A 17,232-nucleotide genomic window follows, 5' to 3' on the forward strand; every position below is an offset into this window, starting at 1 on the left:
ATGACCGGCGCTGTCCGTGGTTGGCTGGGGCCATGACCTCGACGACATCGATACCTGGCGTCTCAGCCGTTCCCGCCGGGGGCAGACGGCTCGGCGTGGCCCCGGGCTGTCATCTCGCCTGCGGGAGCGGCGCTTCATGACCGGGCGCCGGGGCTCTCCGGCCTCCGAAGCGGCCGGTGTGCGGACGGCTCCGCCGTTCGACCCGGAACTGGGCGCCGCCTTGGTGGCCCTGGGCGACCTGTCGAAGCACCGGCTCACTCCTGGGAACCTCGCCGCCCACCGGCAACGAGACGCAGCGAGCCGCCCCCTGCCCACGGCGGCCGAGTTGCGTGCCGGCGGCCGCTTCGCCGTCGAGGAACTGAGCGTGCCCGGCGCCGAGGGAGGTCCGAACGTCACGCTGGTGTACGCGCGGCCCGCCGACGCCACCGGTCCGCTGCCGACGCTGTACTACCTGCACGGCGGCGGGATGATCATGGGGAACGCCTGGTCCGTGCTGCCGAAGATCCTCCGCGACTGGTGCGCTCCGCTCGGCCTGGCCGTCGTGTCCGTGGAGTACCGGCTGGCGCCGGAGGCGCCTTATCCGGGTCCGCTGGAGGACTGCCTCGCGGGACTTCTGTGGACCGTCGGCCACGCGGACGAGCTGGGCAGCGACGGCGAGCGCGTGATCATCGGGGGCAAGAGCGCCGGCGGCGGGCTCGCCGCGGCCCTGACCCTGCTCAACCGGGACCGTGGCGACGGACCCGTACCCATCGGGCAGCTCCTTCAGTGCCCGATGCTCGACGACCGCCTCACTACGCCCTCCGCCCTCCAGATGGCCGGCATCGGCCTCTGGGACAGGGCTTCGACCGCCGTCGCCTGGCGGGCCTACCTGGGCGAGCGTTACGGCGCACCGGACCTGCCGCCCTACGCCGCCCCCGCCCGCGCCACCGACCTGAGCGGGCTGCCGCCCGCCTACATCGACGTCGGCTCGGCGGAGACGTTCCGGGACGAGAACGTCGCCTACGCCCAGGCGATATGGCGGGCCGGCGGCGACGCCGAGCTGCATGTCTGGCCCGGCGCCTTCCACGGCTTCGACTCGGTCGCCCCCACAGCGTCCCTCACGCGCGAAGCCCGTCACGCCCGGACGCAGTGGCTGCGCCGCATAGTTGAGCGCTCCCGCGTGCTCGGGCGCCGGGAAGAACACACCGAGCCCCTGCCGACGCAGCGAGCCTAGGCCCTTTCGCTCCCACCGGTTCCGCACGCCCGCGGCGTGGACGGCCAGGCCCTGGTTGAGGGTCGCGGCGAAGCGGGCCAGGGCCGCGGTGCCGGTGCCGGGCGCGAGGTCGCCCTCCCCCGCCCTCAACACGATCACCCCCTGACGACCACAGCAGGTCACCCCCTCTCGGCCACCTCAGCACCCTGCGCAGGATCCCCAGCAAGCGGCATCACCCCGTACCTCGAGCACGCCACCCGCTACACTGGCGGCGGCAATCAAACCCTCATCGGTTGATCGCCAACCTGTCCAAAACATGCCAAAAATGCAGCCGCGTCCGCGATTCCGTTTTAGACACGTTTGTCGACAGATCCCCGCCTTCGTAGCTCAGGGGATAGAGCACCGCTCTCCTAAAGCGGGTGTCGCAGGTTCGAATCCTGCCGGGGGCACAACGCGTTAAGCCGCTGACCTGGGATTTCTCCCCCAGGAAGGCGTTCTATTCGGCCTCGGACTCCTCGTCCGAGGCCGTTTGCGTGAGCGGTGCGTGAGCGGACGGAGAGTTGATCTCCCAAACGGCCCCCGACGGACCAGCATCACCCGGCACGGACTCGGGGCGGTTTTCGTACCAGCGTGAGAGCTGAGGTTGCGGGTCGGAGGGGCGGCACCCCGTGGGGTGGCAGGAGGAGGTGATGCGAACTGGGCCTCATCTGGACCGCGACAGGCGGGTCGCCTGTCACCAACGTCCACAGACCGTACGGCCAGCACAGCCCCATCACATTGAGTCGGGCGGTACGTAGCAAACCATGATGTACCGGGATGAGGCGATGTTGAAGCTTCGATAGATCGTCAAGTTCGCGACTGAGGTCCGTGGGATGCGTGTGTGGCACGTTTTGATGAGGCCAAGGCGGTGTCTATGACGGGGGCCGGTACGGGGTTCAGCCGCCGTTGACTGACGTAGTTGCTCGGATGCCGACCGTCGGACCCGGTGTCCGTCTACCGGTTTCATTGCTGGAGATCCTGCGGGCCAAAACAGCGGAGCAGTAACAGAGGTGTAGAACGCATCCCCACCTGTGTGCCGGCTTCGTAGAGCCGGAATCACGTTCCGCTCAACGCCGTGATGAACATCGGTCTTCACAACAGGCAGCCATCCTTGCTGGACACGGCCAATCTGGTTGAAGGGTAGGAACCTTCCGCTCCCTCTAGCTCTGGTGTCCGGTGATGGTCACTGCTGGATCGCTGTCACGCACGGCGGAGTCGACTCCCTGGCCCTTGGCAACAAATCAGGCTACCGCGCGAACGGCCTTCACGTCAGTTCCCGGAAGCGCCACTAGCTGCCACATTCGAAAATTAGCAAATTCGGATAACCGCTACCCAGCCAGACGTAGCCCTGCAATAATAACCGCATGGAAAACCTGCCCGATGATGCAATAAATCTGGGATCGCTGCAAGCCATCGCTCTCGACACCAACGCTTTCGGGAAGGGCCTACCCGACCTGGAGCACCTGCGCAAACTTTCCGAATTGACCGCACGTATCGGAATTGAAATATGGGTACCGGAACCTGTTGCTTGGGAATGGGCCGAGCACCTCGACAGAGAGGTCGAGCTGTTCCGCAGGTCCGTTTCCCCCATTTTTCGCACCATGAAGCGCGGGGGCCTCAAAGGGGAGCCCCCAACTCTGCCCGCCAGCGGAGATAGAGAGATCATCGACGAGTTCTTGTTTCAGCTTTCCAGTTTGCCCGGCGTCACGGTCGTCTACCTGACAGGCGAGTCGGCGATCAATGGGCTGCGTGACCAGATATTACAGACGGGACCAGGGCGCCGAAAGGACGGGGTGAAGACCGGCGGATCCGACTCGGCCTGGCTCCGAGATATTTTAGCCAAGGCTGGCGGTGACTTTACCCGGATTGCACTACTAAGCAAAGACCGTGATATTAGAGAAGCATGCAAGACCCTACGGGTGAGCCCTCCCTACATGCTCAGCCTCTACAATCTGAACAGATACCTGTTCCGCTTCGTGAACGAGTCCGAAGGACTCGCACGCCGAGTAATAGTACACTTCACCAATCTCATTTCCGAGTCGCAGGCGAACGTGTACGACGGATGGATTGAGCCCGACTTCAACCTCGGAGATTTTGAATCGGATTCAAGTTTCCTGCTTGGTGATTTTCGAGGATCGGATCACCAGGTCCACGCCGTTACACTCCGTCACGTTCACGAGGTGTTGGAAGTATCGGACGTTGGCAGGGAATCTGAGCAGGAGGGAGATGAGCCAGAGGAAGGTGCAGGAGCCATTAATGACGCCACTTTTAAAGTGCTCGTCAAATTCCGTGCCGACGTTGATGTCTCAACCTACGAGATCGATGGCGACGGAGAGGTTCAAATGAATGGTCACACACTCTACGACGTACGCATCACCGCATCGCTTCTCATGGAGCTTTCCAACGGGGAAATCAACTATTGCATCCCGCTCACAAACGCCCGAATCGACCCTCTGTAAAACCTCAGAGGTCAGTCTCACGGCCTCGCTGACGGCAACGTCAACAGCGAGAGAGCGGTCTTCGAGCTCTCTCGAAGGCATACACCGCTCCGCGCCACCGTCTCTATGGCCAACAAAGAGCGTGGGTGGTAGAAGTCTTAGAGATCATCTCATTTGGGTGACTCGGTATTCTGTGAGTCATGGTGGGGACCGTTGAACGGCTGGTGCCAGACGAGTTGTGGGTGCTGTTCCAGCGGGTGGTGCCGGAGGCGCCGTCGCGGCCGCAGGGTGGTGGTCGGCGTCGGTACGGCGACCGGGAAGTGCTGGCCGCGATCGTCTTCGTGGCCACGTCGGGTTGTACCTGGCAGCAACTGCCTTCGGCGTCGTTCGGCCCGTCCGGAGCGACCGCCCACCGGCGGTTCTCGGAGTGGTCGAAGGCCAGGGTGTGGGCCAAGCTCCACCGCCTGGTCCTCGACGAACTCGGTGCCCGTGGCGAGTTGGACTGGTCGCGGTGCGCGATCGACTCGGTGAACATGCGGGCCCTGAAAAGGGGGACCTGACAGGTCCGAATCCTGTCGACCGGGGCAAGTACGGCTCGAAGATCCACCTGATCACGGAACGATCAGGTCTGCCCATATCCGTCGGCATCTCCGGCGCCAACCTCCACGACAGCCAGGCCCTCATCCCGCTCGTGAAGGGCATACCGCCCATCCGCTCACGCCGCGGACGCCGACGGCGCAAGCCCGGCAAACTCCACGCCGACAAGGGCTACGACTACGCCCACCTGCGGCGATGGTTACGCGAGCGCGGCATCACCCACCGCATCGCCCGCAAGGGAGTCGAGTCCTCGCAACGGCTGGGCCGCCACCGCTGGACCGTGGAACGCACCATGTCCTGGCTCGCCGGCTGCCGCCGCCTCCACCGACGCTACGAACGCAAAGCCGACCACTTTCTCGCCTTCACCAGCATCGCCTGCACACTCATCTGCTACCGCCGACTCGCCAAATGAGATGACTCCTAAAGCGGGTGTCGCAGGTTCGAATCCTGCCGGGGGCACAGACTTGAAGGGCCGGTTCAGGAGGGTTACCTCCCAACCGGCCCTTCGTCTTGGTTCGAGGCCCTGCCACTCACGTTCCGCCGCCTGCGACGGGGGATGGCATTGCCCTTGACCTGGGCGTCTCTCCTCGCTGGCGCGGATCACGGCGCCGGGCCGCGCCGTGTGATGACGCACGGAAAAGCGGCCTTGGGGAGGGGCCGTGTGTGTCAGACGGGGCGGGAGTACAACGTGGGTAACGGCGGGGGATCCATACCGGACGAGGGGTGGGAGCGCTTCGTGCGGGAGGCCGAGGACGGGGGCGGGGGGGGGCGGGGTGCGCCCGAGGAGCCCTCGGCTCGGGCTCGGGTGGTGACGCGGCGGCTGCGGGAGGAGACCGGTCCGCCGGAGGGGTGGCGGACTTTCCGGCCCGCCCGGCGGCGGGGTAGGGGCTGGTACGTGGTCGGTCTGGTGGCCGTGCTCGGGCTGTTGGTCGTTGCTGTGGATCCGGGGCGGGTGACCGGATGGTTCCGGGGCGGCGAGAGCGCACCGCTCGCCGCGGAGTCGGAGCGTCCCGATCAGCCGCCCGCGACCGAAGCGGCGCCCCAACTACCCACATTGGACGCGCCATTCAGGGGTTCGCCCGCCGCTCAGTGGGGCGACGGGACGGCCGGGATCAGTCTGCCCGCGGCACGGGCGACCGGCTGGATGAGCAAGGAAGAGGTCGCGCGGACGCTCGATCGGACCCGGGATTTCCTCGCCGCGTCCAGTCTGGATCCTGGCGTGCTGCGCGGGGAGCGGCCGAAGAAGGCCATGGCGTTGATCAATCCGCATCAGCAGGACGTCCAGGACTATCTGGCGACCGCGTTCCGCGCGCCCAGCCGGAAGAACGATCCTCTGCTGCTGTTCAGCCGCTTCGAGAAAGCGAGGGTGCGGCCCGTCGGGGACGTGGTCAAGGCACGAGGACGGGTCACGGGGAAGGTGAGCGCGGGGCGGTCGAGGTGACCACCGACGTCACGTACGTCTATCCGGTCGTCAGCGCCTCGCCGGGAAGCGACGAAGTCGTGCGCACCATCGTGCGCCGCGAGGTGGTGATGAACCGGGACGACCCGGAGAAGGTGATCATCGAGCCGGGGACGTTCTCCCCCGTCTCCTACAGCTCGGACAGCACCAACGGCGGCTGTGGCACCTTCACCGGTTACCTCACCCCCGGGTTCGGCGCCGAGCGCGCGGCCAGGGCCCCGGGAGACGGCCCCGTGGTCGACCCGTACGACCGGAGCGCGTCGATGGACGCGCGCATGAAGGCCGCCGGCGACGCCGTGTGCGGGTCCGCCGCACGGTCGTGACAGCGCGGTTTCGCCCTGAGGCGGCTCTTCGGGCGGCGGGGTGGTGCGCCTCCGCCCCTCTTCGGACGCCCGCCCATGAGCCGCACACTTGCGAAAACTTTACGAAACTCTCCATCACGTTCCTTCGTCGAATTTGATCTTTCGTTCGAGCATTCGGCAGTCAACTTCGGTTGGATTGACCTCAGGTGGCCATTGGTCAGGCTTTTCGCCTTTCCTGAAGATCGCGGATCCGGAGAATGTTTCGCGATCAATACCGAAACTATTGACACTTGACGGGGTCAGATCAACACTGTCGCCGTCGGCAGGCTCAGCCAGCCACCGCCGACCGGGTCCCCACCGCGATCCGCCTCACGAGGACGAGGAGGAAACACGCACATGAACGACGCACCCGCATACCCGACAACAGGCCAAAGGCCCGACCGCTTACGGTTGTTCAGCCGCTTCCGGCTGCTCATCAGCGCCGCCTGCGCCATGGTCATGGTCGCCGCGGCCTCGGTGGCGCTGGCCGGGACGGCGCACGCCGACACGGTCATCTCCACGAACCAGACCGGCACCGACAACGGCTACTTCTACTCGTTCTGGACGGACGGCGGCGGATCGACCTCGATGACCCTGGGGTCGGGCGGCAACTACAGCACGTCGTGGAGCAACACCGGCAACTTCGTCGCCGGCAAGGGCTGGAGCACCGGTTCACGGCGCAGCGTGGCCTACTCCGGCACCTTCAACCCGTCCGGCAACGCGTACCTGGCCCTCTACGGGTGGACGACGAACCCGCTCGTCGAGTACTACGTCGTCGACAACTGGGGCACCTACCGGCCCACGGGTACGTTCCAGGGCACGGTCACCAGCGACGGCGGTACGTACGACATCTACAAGACGACGCGGTACAACGCCCCCTCCATCGAGGGCATCAAGACGTTCGACCAGTACTGGAGCGTCCGGCAGTCGAAGCGGACGGGCGGGACCATCACCACCGGCAACCACTTCGACGCGTGGGCGGGCCGCGGTATGAACATGGGCGCCTTCAACTACATGATCCTCGCCACGGAGGGTTACCAGAGCAGCGGCAACTCCAGCATCACGCTGGGCACTTCCTCCGGGGGTGGTGGCGACAACGGCGGCGGCGGTGGCGGTGGCGGCGGCGGTGGTGGCGGCGGCGGTTGTACGGCCACTCTCTCCGCCGGACAGCAGTGGAGCGACCGCTACAACCTCAACGTCGCCGTCACCGGATCCAGCACCTGGACCGTCACCATGAACATCCCCGCCCCCGAAAAAATCCTCTCCACCTGGAACACCAACGCCACCTACCCGAGCGCCCAGACACTCACCGCCAAACCCAACGGCAACGGCAACAACTTCGGCGTCACCATCCAATCCAACGGCACCTGGACCTGGCCCACCGTCTCCTGCAACCCCAGCTGATCCCGGACCGCCCCGACGTCAGCCGACCACGGTCGTACCCCCGGCACAAGGAGACCCCACCTCATGCGCACCACACCGAAACCGCCGTTACGTTCCCTGGTCACGGGACTGGCCATCGCCGCGATGACCGCGGCCGGCACCGTCACCTCCCTCGCCGACGCCACCCCGTCGCACGCCGCCGCCTGCAACGGGTACGTCGGGCTCACCTTCGACGACGGCCCCGCCACCAGCACGCCGGGGCTGCTCAACGCGCTCAAGCAGAACGGGCTGCGGGCCACGATGTTCAATCAGGGCCAGTACGCCGCCGCCCTCCCGTCCCAGGTCAGGGCCCAGGTCGACGCGGGCATGTGGGTCGCGAACCACAGCTACACCCATCCGCACCTGACCCAGCTCAGCCAGTCACAGATCGACTCGGAGCTGTCCCGGACCCAGCAGGCCATCGCGAACGGGGGCGGCGGCACACCGAAACTGTTCCGGCCGCCGTACGGGGAGACCAACTCGACGGTGAAGTCGGTCGCGAGCAAGTACGGCCTGACCGAGATCATCTGGGACGTCGACTCGCAGGACTGGAACGGCGCCAGCACCGACGCGATCGTGCAGGCCAACGCCCGGCTCACCGACGGGCAGATCATTCTCATGCACGACTGGCCCGCCAACACCCTCGCCGCGATCCCGCGCATCGCGCAGGGCCTGGCCAGCCGCGGCCTGTGCGCCGGCATGATCTCCCCGCAGACCGGCCGCGCCGTGGCACCCGACGGCAGCGGCAACGGCGGTGGTGGCGACAACGGTGGCGGTGGCGGCAGTTGTACGGCCACTCTCTCCGCCGGACAGCAGTGGAGCGACCGCTACAACCTCAACGTCGCCGTCACCGGATCCAGCACCTGGACCGTCACCATGAACATCCCCGCCCCCGAAAAAATCCTCTCCACCTGGAACACCAACGCCACCTACCCGAGCGCCCAAGTGCTCACCGCCAAACCCAACGGCAACGGCAACAACTTCGGCGTCACCATCCAATCCAACGGCACCTGGACCTGGCCCACCGTCTCCTGCAACCCCAGCTGATCCAGGCACAATCGCAGCGCACGGAGCGCCTGGAAGGCGGCACCGCACCTGTGGCGCGGCGGTCATGGCCGCCGCGCCACGCTTCTCAGCTACAGTCGATCTTCATCTGCGCCGCCGCGTGGTGGGCCCCGAAGCGTTCCTCGCTGCCGAAGTCCACTCCCCTGTCGACCATTTGGACGGCGAACGTGTCGCCGTGGACCTTGTAGCTGCCCACACTCACCAGGCTGCCCCGGTGCTCGGTCTGGCGTACGGCGAAGCCGCCGTAGCCCGTCGTGCTGTCCGAGGGGTCCTTGAGCACGCGGTAGACGGTCGGGTCGCCCGCCACGTCGCGGGGGCGGCCGCTGTCCGGTACGTAGACGGCCAGCGCGCACTTCTCGTACGACTTGTCGAGCGGCCAGGACCAGGTCGCCGTGGAGGAGCCGTCCCGGTCGGCGCTGCCGGACATCGGGACGGCGGAGAACCGGCCGTCACACGAACTGCCCTTGTAGCCACCGGATTTGACGGTGTACCAGGCGGCGTCGCCGTTCTCCACCCGGCCGTGTTCGCGGTACTTGCCGGTGGTGCAGCCCGGACCGGCCCAGCCCGTGTACGCCGCCCCCGACGGGTCGGAACCGCCCGCCCCCGTGTCCGGGTCCTTGCCCGCGCCCGGGTCCTTGCCCGGGTCCGGGTCCGCGCCCGCGCCGGGTGCGCCGGACGGGTCGTCGGAGGGGACGCCCGTACCCGGTCCCGTGTTGGCGCCCGTACCGGCACCGACGCCCGGGTCCTGGCTCTCCTGCGCGCCTCCAGCGCCTCCCAGGCCCGGGAGTTGGGGCACACTGGGCCCGGTCGGCACGCCCGGCCCCGCGTTGTTCTCCGTGGAGCCGCCGCCCGGGCCGCCGACCACCGCGAACGTCGCTCCGAGACAGCCGAGGGCCAGGACCGCGACCGTGACGACCAGGCGCTTGCGCGAGCGCTTCGCCCCGTACTCGCGCCCCCGGGAAAAGCCGGCCTCGCGGGAAAAGCCCGCCTCCCGGGAGGAACCGGCCGCCTCCTGGGAGAAGGCGCCGTCCCTGCCGGTCTCCTCGCCGCGCTCCCGACCGCGCTCCCGACCGGCATCGAACCCGTCCGCCCCGAAGCCCACACCGAGTCCGGTCCCGGCCCCCGGCCCCACTCCGGACCCCGCCCCCGACCTGTCGAAATCAGCTCCGGCCCCGGCCCCGGCCCCGCCGAACCCCGCCCCGGGCGCCTCCGGCACGTCGGGAGGCATCTCGTCGAAGGCCCTGCCCATCGGCCGGCCCGGCATCTCCTCGGGTATCTCGTGCTCGTGGCGCACGGATCCGACCGCCGCGCCCAGCGGCGCGGTGCTCGGGAACGCACCCGGCACCATGCCGGGCGCAGCGCCCGTCCGCGCCTCCAGACCGGTCCAAGCCGCCTGCGTGGCACCGGCGTCGTTCCAGGACCGCGTGTCGTCGGCGTCGTCCCAGGGCTGCGAGTCCCCGGCGCCGCACACCTGGCAATCCGTCCCCGGCGGCGTATCTCCCCGGCCACTCCCGCACCGTTCACACCTCATATCGCTTCACTATGAGGGATCGCGCGGTCACCCGACAGCGGAAGTGCCTGATTGACAGCTTGACCTTTCTCTCTTTTGACTCTTCATCTCGTCAATTCTTGCTTCTCTCACGCGCTCGCGCCGAATCTCCCCGATCCGGCGGCAGTTGTCAGCGCAGTTCCTCCGGGCACCCGGTGCCGCGCGGCAGTTGGTACGGGGCGGCCAGCCGGTACACCCCCGGGCGGGGCGCCAGCAGCTCCGTCCACTCGTCGCCCTCCACGTTCGCCTCGGCCTTCATCAGGCAGCCGTTGGGGTTGACGAAGACCTTCGGGCTGTCCGGGTCCGCCTTCGACGCCGCCGTCTCCTTCGGCGGCAGCACGCTCTTGCCGTCCTGGTCGACCAGTCCCAGCCACGGCGAGTACGGGATCCGGATCAGCACCCGGCCCGCCGACTTCACATGGATGGTCAGCTCGCCCGCGCCCGCCCGGTCCACCGTCGCGGGCGGGTCGGCCAGCGGCATCGGGTCCTTCACGGCGAACAGCTGCCAGTTGGAGTCCCCCCAGAGGCGCTCCAGATACGGCTGGCCCTCCTCCACGAGCTGCGCCTCAAGTCCCGCGCCCGCGTCGGGCCGGCCCTGGGGCAGCACCACGTAGTGCACGGCCCAGCGGTCGAGCCAGCCCCGGTAGCTGTCGGAGGTCAGGGTGTCGTCGTAGAAGAGGGGGTTGCGCTCCATGTCCGCCTGCCGGTTCCAGCCCCGGGCGAGATTGACGTACGGAGCGAGCGCCGACGCCTCGCGGTGGCTGCTGGCCGGGACGACCTCGACCCGGCCCTTCTCCGCCCCCACCCGCTGCAACTGGTTGACCAGCGGCGCCAGCTCGCGCGTCCAGGAGGCGGCGGGCGCGGTACGGACGATGTCGTCGACGCCCTTGAAGCCGATCCAGAAGTTGAGTCCGACGAAGGCGAGGACCAGGGCGTACCAGCGGCGGGAACGGGGCGCGGTGTACGGCAGGGCCGCGAGCAGCACCACACCCCCGATGATCATCGCGAACCGGGAGACGTTGGAGCCGATCTGCGAGTCGACCACGTACGTGAGCAGCACCCCAGTGCCGTAGACGGCCGCGGCGACCCGGACCGTACGCCACTCCCCGGGGACGAGCACGAACGTGACCACCGCGGTGATGAACGGCAGCGAGGCCGTCCCCACCGACATCGGCTGCGTCCCGGAGAAGGGGAACAGCCAGGCCGAGAGCGCCACGACGGCCGCGGGCGCGAGGCCGAGCGCGTACGCCCCGGGGCGCCTCTTGTTGAGGAAGAGCGCGGCGGCGACGACTCCGAGGAACAGCCCGGCCACCGGGCTCGCCGCCGTCGCGAGAGCGGCCAGCGGAGCCGCGGCGACGCCCTTGAGCCAGCGCTTCTCGCGCCAGCGGTACGGCCAGCAGAACACCGCGGCGACCGCGCCGACCGCGAACATCACGCCGAGCCCGAAGGTCACACGCCCCGACAGGGCGTTGCACAGGTACGCGAACACCGCGGCCATGGAACAGGCCACCGGGTTGCGGACGGCACGGACCCGCACCAGGATCAGCGAGGTCAGGGCGGCGCCGACGGTCCCGGCGATCATCATCGTGGTCCGCACACCGAGGACCGACATCAGATACGGCGAGACCACGCTGTACGAGACGGGATGCATCCCGCCGTACCAGGCGAGGTTGTACGCGGAGTCCGGGTGCCGTCCGACGAACTCGGCCCACGCGTCCTGGGCCGCGATGTCGCCGCCGCTGTTGGCGAAGAAGAAGAACCACAGCACGTGGACGGCGGCGGCGACGGCGGTGGTGAACAGGACGGGGTGCCGCCGCACCCGCTCAGCCCACTCCCCCCACGGCCCTCGGCCGCGGAGGGCGAGAAAGCGGTTACGGAGGCCGGAGGCCCCGGCCCCTGTCGCGGCCTCTGCCCCTGCCCCCGCGCTGTCCTCGACAGGTGGCGCGGGCGGGTCCGGCGGGTCTATTCGCGGCTCGACGACGGTCCGCTCCCGCGGCGTCTCCCCGGGGACGGCGGTGCTGTCGGCGCGCCTCGGCTCAGCGGTGGTCACTGCGGCTCTCCGTCTCCCCGTCTCACCGTCGTCTGCCCGGCGTGCCGACACCTCGGCGACTTCTGGGACGCCGTCCCGCGTCCGGCGGTTGCCCGGTCCGCTCCGACCGCACCGGGCAGATGTCCGTTTCGCGACGCTAGCACGTGGCGCCGACACGTGGGACCGACCGAGGAAGTCATCGAGGAAGCGACCGAGGAGGGCACCGATACCGGTGCCCTCCTCGGGTCGTCAGGGCCGACAGAACCGACCGGGGACGTCAGCTGACGCGCGTCAGCTTCGCGCCGAAGCCCGGCTCGGCCAGGTCGCCCTGGAGCGCGACCGGCGCGGTCACCCGTCCGAGCCCGGATCCCACGGTCAGCTTCCCGACGACCGTGCCCGCCTCCGCCTCGTGCGGGATCCGCTCGCCGCTCTCCGTCAGCTTCACGGGGGTCTTCAGCCCCGGCCAGCCGACCGCCTTGAGGTCCTTCGTGGCGACGACGGGGACCTGTCCGCCCAGCCCGTCGTCCACGTAACCGACCGTGTCGCCCTTCTTGATCACGGTCTTCGACACGAGAAGCTCACGCGTCGCGAGCATGACCTTCTTGCTGGCCGCGTTGACGGCGTCGATGATCGAGGGCCCCTGCTGTCCCAGGACCGCGCCCACGACGTACTGCTTCGTACCGCCGACGTCCTTGGTCGCGGCGAAGAGCAGGTTTCCGCCGGCCTTGGTGGTGGTGCCGGTCTTTATCCCGATGGCGCCGTCGTAGGGCACCAGGGTGTTCCAGTTGGGCCAGATCTTGCCGGACGGGTCGGTCCACGACGGCAGCTGGGTGATCACCATCAGCGCCCGCATCTTCACCAGTTCAAGGCCCAGCTTGACCTGATCGGCCGCGGTGGAGACCGTCGTCGCGTCGAGCCCCGACGGGTCGGTGTACGTGGTGTCGTTCATCCCGAGCTGCTTGGCGGCCTCGTTCATCTTGTCGACGAACTTGTCCTGCGAACCGGAGTCCCAGCGCGCCAGCAGCCGCGCCACGTTGTTGGCCGACGGGATCATCAGGGCGCTGAGGGCGTCCTTCTGGGAGAGCTTGTCGCCCTCCTTGATCGTGTTGAGCGTCGACTCGTTGCCCGACTCGTCGTAGCCGCCCTCCTTCTCGGCCAGGGCGTCGACCGGGATCCGGGCGCCGTCCTCGTCCACCTTCATGGGGTGGTCGCGCATGATGATGTACGCGGTCATCGACTTGGTCACGGAGGCGATCGGCACCGGCTTCTGCTCACCGAACGCGCCCACGGACCCCAGCCCCGCCACCGACACGGCGCCCTGCCCGTGATCGGGCCACGGCAGCGACGGCTTGTCGCCCTCGAAGGAGTACGAGGAGTCGGCGGTGAGCGTGAGATCCGGTTCGGGCAGCGGACGCATGGCCTGGACCACGACGAAGATGATCACCACGAGCAGGACCAGCGGGGTCCAGATCTTGACCCGCCGCACGGCCGTGCGGACCGGGGTCTCGGGGGTGTTCGTCAGCTCGGCCAGCAGATCGAGCGGCGGCATCGGCGGCATGGGCTGCTGCCGGGTGCGCTCGGCCTCGGGGATCGGGCCCGCCGCCGAGGGCGGTGTCGGTACGGGCGACACGGGACCGGCCGGTCCGGACGGGGCGGCCTGGCCGGACGCCTGCACGGCGCCGGGGGCCGCGGCCGTGTCCGGCCCGGCGGCGGTGTCGGGGCCCGCCGCGGCGGACGACCGGGGCTCCGGCTTGTCGTCCCTGCGCAGGGGTACGAAGGTGCTGGTCCGCTCCGCCGGGTCCTCGGCCTTGCCGTCCCTGTCGTCCTTGGCGTCCCTGCCGTCCTTGGCGCCCTTGCCTTCAGCGAGGTTGGACTTGAGGTTGGACGGGATCTTCAGCGCGGTGGTGGGCTGGTCGACGGCGGGCCTCGGAAGGGCCTTGAAGACCGCGGTGGGCTGGTCGGGGGTGTCCGCGCTCGGCTTGCCCCCGTCGGCGCCCTGAGAGCCTTCAGAGCCCTTGGAGGAGCCCTTCCCGGAGCTTTCCGGGGCCTTCGGGGCCTCGGGGGTCTTCGGGGCCGCAGAGGTCTCGGGGGTCTTCGGGGCCTCGGAGGAGGGCCTCGCCCAGGACGGGGACGACGAAGGCCCGGTGTCCTTCTTCGCGTCGCCGGTCTTGGCGTCGCCCTTCTCGGCGTCGCCCGACTTGGCGTCGCCCGACTTGGCGTCCTCGTCGGCCTCCGCGCGTCCGGCGTCCTCACCCGTAAGGGACTTTCCGGCCGTTCCGGCTCCGCTCGGCGCCGCCGCGCTCCTGTCGTCCTCGCCGCTCCCGCCGCTCGCCGAAGCCTTCGCGGGCTCCGCTATCGGACCGCCCTCCGGCTCTCCGGTGTCCTCCGCGGACTCGGCGGGCTCAGCGGATTCGGTGGATTCCGCCGCGGAGCCCTCCGTACGATTTGCGATCGCGACCTTCGTCGACACCGCGGAACCGGAGCCGGAAGGGGAGCCCGAGCCCGAACCGGATTCGGCCTTCTCGGCCGTTCCGGCCCTCTCCGTCCCCGATTCGCGGAAGACTGCGAGCCGGGGATCGCGTTCTCCCGGGGCCGTCTCCCCCGACGACTTCCGCTGATCCGACTTACCGGGGGACTCGCCCGCCACCGTGTCTCCTTCATGTCTCATCCGACGTACCGCACTGTCCGAAGCATCTATCAGTGTCCTGCTCTGAGACCTCGGCCCACGTGCTAGACGAGAACGACATACATAACGGTTCCCACACAAAGCACCCAGGCACCCTCGACAGACCATTGTGAGAGGGGTCACCCTGTCATTCATCCACGCGGGGAGGCATGGATGGGCAGGAGCCGCAGAACAATTCCGGAGGAGCTTCTGTTGCTCGCTCTGGACCCGGCCACGGGTACCACAGCGCAGCCGCAGTCGCTCGACCTCGGCCTGGCCGGAGCACAGCTAGTGGAGCTGGCTCTGGCAGGACGGATAGCCCCTGATGGGGATCGTATCGCCGTGGTGATGCCACGGCCGACCGGAGATCCGACTCTGGACTCCGCACTGGAACTGCTGCGCAGACGCGGCAGCCCGGTCCGGGCCGTCCATTGGATTGGCGGGCCCCGACTGGGGCTGCGCCAGACCTATCTCTCGCATCTGGAGCGGTGCGGCATGGTGCATGCTGTGGCGGGCCAGATGTGCGGAGTGCTGCCGACGACTCGCTACCAGGCGACCGAGACGGCGATCAGCCGGGAAATCAGGTCCCGGCTGGACAACGCGATCCGCACCGGCGTACCGCCGGACCCGCGGACCGCGGCGCTCGCCGCGCTGGCCCACGCGGTCGGACTCGGCAAGCATCTGTACCCCGGGAACGAGGGGCGCTCATCGCGCTCCAGGCTCCGGGACCTGATCAGGCACGACCCGATGGGCGGTCTCGTGGCGCATGCCGTGATGGACGTCCAGAACGGCGCGGGCGCACAGCAACGCCGTAACCCCGCCCAGGGCGCCACCGGCGCTCCGGGCGGCGCCAGGCCGCCGGGAGGCGTGCCGATGCAGCCGCAGCGCGGCGGCATGGATCGCGTGGCGGCGCACTGACCGACCGTGCGCCGGCGCTTCACCGCGCGAACGAACAACCGCTTCACGGCAGGACCGTTTCGCAGCAGAACCGTTTCACAGCAGGACCTTTTCAACGCAGGACCGTTTCAACGCAGGAACAGCAGGACCGCTTCACAGCACGACCGCACCATCGAACGACCGCAGTACAGCGTTCCGCCGCACTCGCAGTCCCCAGACCCGGTCCGGGAGCCGCACAAGACGCGCGGGGCGGCCGGGCATCCGTCCGGCCGCCCCGCGCGTTGCGCGTGGGGCCCCCAGCCCTCTCAGGCGCTCCAGGCGCTCGGAGGGGCCCGGGAGGACGGGCAGGAGGGTGGACGGGACGGCAGGGGCGCCCGGACCGCGCCCGAACCGGCGCCGGGGCGCGTGAACCGGCGTGCGACGAACGGCACAGACCGGCGCATTCACCTCTGTGGTCATTTCCCAGCGCAGTTGGGACCTTTGGTGGCAGTCTGCTGAGCAGTAGATACGTACAGCTACGCAGCCGGAGGTGCAGTTTCCCGTGGCGTCCAACGTCAATCCCACCGTCAGGCGACGCCGATTGGGCCAGGAGTTGCGGCGGCTTCGCGAACTCAAAGGCATGACTGCCGAAGAGGTGGCGGAGCGCCTGCTGGTCTCCCAGTCGAAGATCAGCCGGCTGGAGAACGGTCGCCGTTCCATCAGCCAGCGCGATGTGCGCGACCTCTGCGGGGTGTACGAGGTCGAGGACTCCCGCATCGTCGACTCGCTCATGCAAATGGCCAAGGACTCGCGCCAGCAGGGCTGGTGGCACGCCTTCGGCGACATCCCGTACAGCGTCTACATCGGCCTGGAGACGGACGCGGCCTCGCTGCGCGTGTACGAGCCGCAGGTCGTCCCGGGGCTGCTCCAGACCCGGGCGTACGCGGAGGCGCTGATCAACGGCGCGCTGCCCGAGTCGGCGGTCCCGGACGTCGAGAAGCGCGTCGGGGTGCGGCTGCGCCGCCAGGACCGCGTCAACACGCCCGACAACCCGCTCCGGCTCTGGGCCGTGGTCGACGAGGCGGCGCTGCGCCGGGTCGTCGGCAACAAGCAGCTGATGCGGGAGCAGTTGGAGCACCTCATCGAGCAGTCGCAGCTGCCGCACGTGACCGTGCAGGTGCTGCCCTTCGACATGGGCGCGCACCCCGGGATCACCGGGCACTACGCGATTCTGGAATTCCCGGACGCCGCCGACTCCAGCGTGGTCTACATCGAGGGCGTGACGAGCGATCTCTATCTGGAGAAGGCGAATGACGTGCAGCGGTACAGCGTGATGTACGAACATTTGCGCGCCCAGGCGCTGAATGTCGATCAAACGCGTACTTTCATCGAGGATATCGTCAAGGATTACGCCCGCTGAGGCCGCCGCCGACGTCCGCACCTGAGGCGGTACCGGCCGGGGGAACGACGAGGCACACCTCCACCCCTTTGGACCGTAATGCCGAATTCATCCCTCTTCGGTCCGAACAGCGGAGGCAATGTACACCTCAACACACCCTC

10 protein-coding genes, 1 tRNA gene and 1 pseudogene are annotated in these 17,232 nt (G+C 68.5%); 9 read left to right on the plus strand and 3 right to left on the minus strand.

The genetic code is table 11. The features are described 5' to 3' along the window. The first annotated feature begins 136 nt into the window (after positions 1 to 136). The 7 genes and pseudogenes from OG627_RS13750 to OG627_RS13780 all read left to right on the plus strand — a co-directional run bounded on the left by OG627_RS13750 (position 137) and on the right by OG627_RS13780 (position 8,535). Positions 137 to 1,213, plus strand: coding sequence for an alpha/beta hydrolase (locus OG627_RS13750; protein WP_329064875.1), 1,077 nt, complete (start codon positions 137 to 139; stop codon positions 1,211 to 1,213). Between the two features lie 355 nt (positions 1,214 to 1,568). Further along, a tRNA-Arg gene (locus OG627_RS13755) sits at positions 1,569 to 1,641 on the plus strand. Between the two features lie 954 nt (positions 1,642 to 2,595). Further along, positions 2,596 to 3,690 (plus strand): hypothetical protein, encoded by a 1,095-nt coding sequence (locus tag OG627_RS13760; RefSeq protein WP_329064877.1) that lies wholly within the window; start codon positions 2,596 to 2,598, stop codon positions 3,688 to 3,690. A gap of 179 nt (positions 3,691 to 3,869) precedes the next feature. Continuing rightward, positions 3,870 to 4,678, plus strand: a protein-coding gene (locus tag OG627_RS13765) for an IS5 family transposase (protein WP_329064881.1) whose coding sequence is annotated in 2 segments (ribosomal slippage) — positions 3,870 to 4,218 and positions 4,218 to 4,678 — 810 coding nt in all. Because the reading frame shifts where the segments join, the coding sequence is not laid out codon by codon here. A 276-nt stretch (positions 4,679 to 4,954) separates the two neighbouring features. After that, a pseudogene (locus OG627_RS13770) lies at positions 4,955 to 6,048 on the plus strand (hypothetical protein). A 471-nt stretch (positions 6,049 to 6,519) separates the two neighbouring features. Continuing rightward, positions 6,520 to 7,470 (plus strand): glycoside hydrolase family 11 protein, encoded by a 951-nt coding sequence (locus tag OG627_RS13775; protein WP_443073622.1) that lies wholly within the window; start codon positions 6,520 to 6,522, stop codon positions 7,468 to 7,470. Positions 7,471 to 7,533: 63 nt separating this feature from the next. After that, positions 7,534 to 8,535 (plus strand): polysaccharide deacetylase family protein, encoded by a 1,002-nt coding sequence (locus OG627_RS13780; RefSeq protein ID WP_329064882.1) that lies wholly within the window; start codon positions 7,534 to 7,536, stop codon positions 8,533 to 8,535. Between the two features lie 85 nt (positions 8,536 to 8,620). On the opposite strand, the gene OG627_RS13785 is transcribed toward OG627_RS13780, so the two are convergent. From OG627_RS13785 to OG627_RS13795, 3 genes are all read right to left on the minus strand, one after another. Further along, the gene (locus tag OG627_RS13785; RefSeq protein WP_329064884.1) at positions 8,621 to 10,024 is read right to left on the minus strand and encodes a hypothetical protein; all 1,404 of its coding nucleotides are present in this window, start codon (positions 10,022 to 10,024) and stop codon (positions 8,621 to 8,623) included. Positions 10,025 to 10,232: 208 nt separating this feature from the next. Then, positions 10,233 to 12,152 carry an MFS transporter gene (locus OG627_RS13790; RefSeq protein ID WP_443073470.1) on the minus strand — a complete coding sequence of 640 codons (1,920 nt, stop codon included), beginning with the start codon at positions 12,150 to 12,152 and terminating at the stop codon, positions 10,233 to 10,235. Positions 12,153 to 12,408: 256 nt separating this feature from the next. Further along, a complete protein-coding gene (locus OG627_RS13795) occupies positions 12,409 to 14,799 on the minus strand; it encodes a D-alanyl-D-alanine carboxypeptidase (RefSeq protein ID WP_329064886.1) in 2,391 nt (796 codons plus the stop codon). Positions 14,800 to 14,970: 171 nt separating this feature from the next. Between OG627_RS13795 and OG627_RS13800 the strand changes: the two genes are divergently transcribed. Next, the gene (locus tag OG627_RS13800) at positions 14,971 to 15,714 is read left to right on the plus strand and encodes a GOLPH3/VPS74 family protein (RefSeq protein ID WP_329064888.1); all 744 of its coding nucleotides are present in this window, start codon (positions 14,971 to 14,973) and stop codon (positions 15,712 to 15,714) included. Between the two features lie 520 nt (positions 15,715 to 16,234). After that, a complete protein-coding gene (locus OG627_RS13805) occupies positions 16,235 to 17,092 on the plus strand; it encodes a helix-turn-helix domain-containing protein (RefSeq protein WP_329072639.1) in 858 nt (285 codons plus the stop codon). Positions 17,093 to 17,232: the final 140 nt, after the last annotated feature.

Source organism: Streptomyces sp. NBC_01429, assembly GCF_036231945.1.
Taxonomy (GTDB): Bacteria; Actinomycetota; Actinomycetes; order Streptomycetales; family Streptomycetaceae; genus Streptomyces.